Raw genomic sequence first — 4,863 nt, 5'->3', positions numbered from 1 at the left:
GCGTCTCGCCAAGCTCGCAGGCGGCGTCGCGGTGATCCGCGTCGGCGGCGCGACCGAGGTCGAGGTGAAGGAGCGCAAGGATCGCGTTGATGACGCGATGCACGCGACCCGTGCGGCTGTCGAGGAAGGCATCGTCCCAGGCGGCGGCGTCGCTCTGCTCCGTGCCGCCGAAGCGCTCAAGGGCCTGCGCACCAAGAACGACGACCAGAAGACCGGCGTCGAGATCGTGCGCAAGGCGCTGTCCGCGCCGGCCCGCCAGATCGCGATCAACGCCGGTGAAGACGGTTCGGTGATCGTCGGCAAGATCCTCGAGAAGGAACAGTACGCCTACGGCTTCGACTCGCAGACCGGCGAGTACGGCAACCTGGTGTCCAAGGGCATCATCGACCCGACCAAGGTCGTGCGCACCGCGATCCAGAACGCCTCCTCCGTGGCGGCGCTGCTGATCACCACCGAGGCCATGGTCGCCGAGCTGCCGAAGAAAGCCGCAGCCGGCCCGGCCATGCCCCCGGGCGGCGGCATGGGCGGCATGGACTTCTGATCCAGCCGCATCGAAGAATACGAGAATTACAGAACCCCCGGCGCCAATGCCGGGGTTTTTGCTTGACGCCGTGTTCATGTCCCTTGGTATGCTGGTGCGCGTAGCCCGAGCCGCGAACTTCATGCGGAAGTTGAAAAAGGGCCAGTGTAGATGCCTCCAGCCTCTCACTTGCGGCGTAAGCTGAAGCAGGTCTCTTCCGACAACGATGTTGCCTCCAATGTCGTCCGAACCGCGTCCTGCATACGTCGGGTGCCACGTTGTTATCACCCGCAGGCACGAAATGATTGAGAACAAGTGTTTTCACGTTCGCCATCGCTGCGATGCGGCCCACAGCGTCCGCGCGGGTGTAATGGCTCTGAATACTGGCCTTCAATCTTTCGGCGTTCTTCGCGAAGTCAGCGACCGGCGGCAAGAACGCATGTCGCCTGAAAAAACCACCGTCTTGCCTTTCAACTGGAATTTGGACGCATAGCTCTCGATGGAGTCGGCGGCATCGACAACAGTCTGCTACGGACAGGCTCGACTGCAAGGATTGAGACCTTAGTATGTTGGAAAGCAGACACAGCCAACACAGGCATGGTGCGAACTGTCGCTTGGCACGAAGAATGCAAACCCTAGCCGTGCCTAGGGGCTTCTCCAGGCTTGGCTACCATTACAAGTTGAGGCCGTGGCTGGCCACTGAGGTTAGCGGCGCGTGACATAAATCAAGAGAGCGTCTACTCGGCCGATACCGACGGGCGTCTTGTCACGTCGCCGCTAACTTCCAATGGCGTGAATAGCGTTTCGTAGTGTGTTTAGAGCAGTATGAGCGGGACGCGCTGGAGAGGGCGCGAAAGACCTCGGAAAATGAACGCAGAGAACAACTTCGCGGCCGGCTCCTTGACGCCGGACGACTCGCAGCAATCGCGTACATGCGGCCTGAAGGCGGATGTTTCATACTACGTCGACGAGGCGCTCAAGGAGCTTTGGCGAACCAGGTCGCCGGAAGAAGCAAAAGCGATCGCAGAGCGTTGCATGCCGCCACTGGAAAACGTCGTCCCGTTCAATCGGACCGGCGCGACAGAAATATCGGCCGTAAATCGGCCGAGGACGTCCTCGCAAGCCATCCGCGGGCGGCCTGGCCGGAGCGGCGGGACTTGTAGTGATAGGTCGAGCGGTCCAACTCGAGAGCGTCACAAGCTCTGCGGATCGACACCCGCCACTCGCCACAGACCTCGTCGACCAGCTTGAGGTTCCGGCCAGGCTTCATAGCTTTTCGGCGGATCACGTTCTGCAGCATCTCCTTGTCGAACGACGGGTCCGCCACCAGCTTCTTCAGCTTGCCGTACTACTCCTCGAGCTGCTTCAGCGGTCGCATCTCGGTCGGCAGCAGCCTGTCGTGCTACTTCTTCCAGTTGAAATAGGTCGCCTGGCTGATCCCGGCCTTACGGCAGATCTTCGCCACCGCAATCCCGTCACTACCCTGCTTCAGGATGAACACCTTCTGGGCGTCCGAAAACCTCGAGGCCTTCATCGTCCTTCGCACCTCCAAGCCGATGGGATTCGGTAGCGAAAACGCTAGCCAAAGTGGTCCAGTTTGCCGGCCTCAGATCACATCGCGCTTCGATAGGTGCGATCAACCACCAGGAAAGATAGCTGCAATGGAAATAGAGACATGAAACACTATGTAGTAAAAACCACAACATGACCAACAAGCCGTCTAGCTACTTGGAGAATGCTGCCATGAGTGAGAGGGCTTTGATCGATAGCGTCATTTCACCTGCCGATGTCGTCAAACGCTCGGGACGTATTGGCGCCGAAATACTGAACATCAAGCTGTCGGGCGATTTGCCGGAGCAGGCCATCGCTGCGATCAACGGTCTGCTGCTCGAATACAAGGTCATCTTTTTCCGCGAGCAGGGTCATCTGGACGACGTAGAACAGGAACGCTTCGCTTGTCGCTTTGGGAAAGCTCTCCCACCGACTCCGACGGTGAGTACTCTCAAGGGAACGATTTCGATGATCGAGATTGATACGGTGCGCGGTCTCCGAGCTGACTGTTGGCACATCGATATGGCCTACATGGAGGCCTATCCCAAGATTTTAGTGCTCCGAGGCGTTGTAATTCCACCTACCGGCGGCGACACGGTATGGGCAAACACCGCGACCGCATACCTCGATTTGCCGCCGCCGCTGCAGCGGCTTGCCGACGACTTGTGGGTTGTTCACAGCAACGCGTTCGATCCCGCTATATTTTCTCGGCCGACCGAAGCTGACAAGAAGCATTATGACAAAGTCCTTAAAGCAAAGCTGGAGACCGAGCATCCGCTTGTACGCGTTCACCCCGAGACCGGCGAGCGCGCGCTAGTACTGGGCATGTATGCGAAACGCTTCGTTGACGTCCCGAGATATGACGGCCAGAGGCTATTCGATTTATTCGAGTCTCACATCATCGCGTCCGAAAACACACTGCGCTGGAATTGGAAGCAGGATGACGTTGTCATGTGGGACAACCGAGCCACCATGCATTATGCGGCCAAGGATTACGGAGACCAGCCTCGCCTTGTCCGTCGCGCGGCCATAGCTGGTGAGGTGCCCATCGGCGTTAACGGCCGGCGAAATGTAGCGCGCGCCAAGCAGCAGTCAGCGAACGTCGTCTAGCTTATGCGCAAATTTCAACAATATCGGTAGAAATTGGTGAGCTATGCCCTCGCATGAACGTATCCGAACAACTGCGCTTCGCAAACAAGCGACGGCTTTTTTGTCGCACGGGTCGAACTCAGAAGAGAGCGGCAGACAGGCTTGCGGCGAGTCCTTGTTCGAGACACATGCGACAATGTCGCTTACTTAATTGTACCGAGCGTTAAAAACATCTCGGGATTGTGAAGCTGCGTGCATGATTGGGCGGCAAGAGAGTTTCGGGTCTGTGCTAAATTTCGGTCGTGCATCACGCGCGGAGTAGGGGCAGCACTTCGAGCCAACAAGGAGTGTTCAATGTCAGATCTCGTTGCGATCGTGTACCCATCCGAAGTCAAAGCAGAGGAAGTTCGGCAAAAAATACTCAAGCTTCAGAGCGAGTACCTGATCACGATCAGCGATGCCGTGATCGCAGTCAAAACCGGAGACGCTGTAAAGCTCAATCAGCTTGTGAACACCACCATGACCGGCGCCGCCAGTGGCAGCTTCTGGGGGCTGCTCTTGGGGATGGTGTTCCTGAATCCCCTTCTCGGCGTGGCTCTCGGAGCCGGCGCAGGCGCTTTGAGCGGTGCGCTGACCGATTTCGGAATCAGGGACCAGTTCATGAAGGATCTCGCGTCGAAGGTGAAATCGGGAGATGCCGTTCTGTTCCTGCTGATCAAATCCATGACCTCAGACAAGGTTCTCAATGCGATCAAGGATGCGGGAGGGATCGTCCTGACGACCTCGCTCGATGAAAAGAAGGAGCAGCACCTGCGCGACACGCTCGCAGCCGCAACTCAGGCCAAGGCTGCCTAGCGAGTGAGGCAAAGCCTGGCGCGCCAGCGTCAAAGCATCGCCGGGTAGCTGCGCTGTCACGCCAGTCGCTGTGACAGCCACGCTGTAGTTTTGCGTAGGGATCGTACGCAACGGCATCGGTCCCTGGGCAGCAACGCCCGCGAAGGAGGCCGGCTGCAGCCATGCGGCTCCGCGGCCGCCTAGCCGGTTTTCCTTCGCGCTATCAAAAGCCGGGAGAAAATCATGCGAAGATTGCTTCTATGGGGGCTCGCACTCGGGATTGCTTCGGCAGGAACTATGGCGACCAGCGGTCGCTTGCAAGCCGGCCTTATGGCGCCGCTGGGCGTGCGTCAGGCCGCCGACGAGCTTCGTCTCGCGGAAACCATCCAGTTCACCTGGAGGGGCCATCGCTATTGTTGGTACAATAGGGGTTGGCGCGGTGGCGGCTGGTATAGGTGTGGCTTTGCTTCAAGGCGTGGCATGGGCTGGGGTGGTCCGGCAGGATGGCACGGATGGCGACGGCCAGGCCACCGCCCAGTCACACGGCCTCCGAGACCCGGTCGGCCAGGAATCGAGCGTCCGCGACCACTCCCGCAACCGCTCCCTGGCAGGAGCTGACGGCACCTTGGTCTGTCGTTCGCCGGCCGCGGCGTGGCCGCACGCCAGTCCGAGCCCGCGATGTCCTTGAAAGAGCCGCAAACACGCGCGGGCCAAGCGCGCGAGCCCGTGCTCGTCGATCTCGCGCTGCAGGGCTGTGGAGTCGTTCGTGAAGAACTGGCGCCGGCGCCCGGCTTAAGCGGTGTTTCGAGCCGGGACGGTCTCGAAGAAGGCTCGGATGATGACACGCAAGAGCTCTGCGAGCCATCGCA

Annotated in this window: 4 protein-coding genes and 1 pseudogene; 4 read left to right on the top strand and 1 reads right to left on the bottom strand. The window is 59.4% G+C overall.

Translation table 11 applies throughout. The annotated features are described in order from the left end of the window. On the top strand, nucleotides 1-541 hold a 541-nt coding region (locus ACZBJS_RS41950), incomplete at its 5' end, for a TCP-1/cpn60 chaperonin family protein (protein WP_463440279.1). Between the two features lie 1,114 nt (nucleotides 542-1,655). On the opposite strand, the pseudogene ACZBJS_RS41945 reads toward ACZBJS_RS41950, so the two are convergent. After that, a pseudogene (locus ACZBJS_RS41945) lies at nucleotides 1,656-2,054 on the bottom strand (transposase); the annotation flags it as partial. A 209-nt stretch (nucleotides 2,055-2,263) separates the two neighbouring features. Here ACZBJS_RS41945 and ACZBJS_RS41940 point away from each other — a divergent pair. From ACZBJS_RS41940 to ACZBJS_RS41930, 3 genes are all read left to right on the top strand, one after another. After that, on the top strand, nucleotides 2,264-3,181 hold the full coding sequence (locus ACZBJS_RS41940) for a TauD/TfdA dioxygenase family protein (protein ID WP_463440278.1): 918 nt from the start codon (nucleotides 2,264-2,266) through the stop codon (nucleotides 3,179-3,181). Between the two features lie 333 nt (nucleotides 3,182-3,514). After that, nucleotides 3,515-4,015, top strand: coding sequence for a DUF1269 domain-containing protein (locus ACZBJS_RS41935; protein WP_163160300.1), 501 nt, complete (start codon nucleotides 3,515-3,517; stop codon nucleotides 4,013-4,015). Nucleotides 4,016-4,672: 657 nt separating this feature from the next. Continuing rightward, the coding region (locus tag ACZBJS_RS41930; RefSeq protein ID WP_463440277.1) for a hypothetical protein at nucleotides 4,673-4,863 on the top strand (191 nt) is incomplete at its 3' end.

This window comes from Bradyrhizobium sp. KZN70725, from assembly GCF_055264925.1.
The sequence above is the reverse complement of the archived record's forward strand: the minus strand, read 5'-3'. Positions and strand labels throughout refer to the sequence as shown.

What these genes read in the sequence shown, in the direction of transcription:
- ACZBJS_RS41935 (WP_163160300.1), top strand. Translation starts at nt 3,515, where the DNA reads ATGTCAGATCTCGTTGCGATCGTGTACCCATCCGAAGTCAAAGCAGAG.
- ACZBJS_RS41940 (WP_463440278.1), top strand. Translation starts at nt 2,264, where the DNA reads ATGAGTGAGAGGGCTTTGATCGATAGCGTCATTTCACCTGCCGATGTC.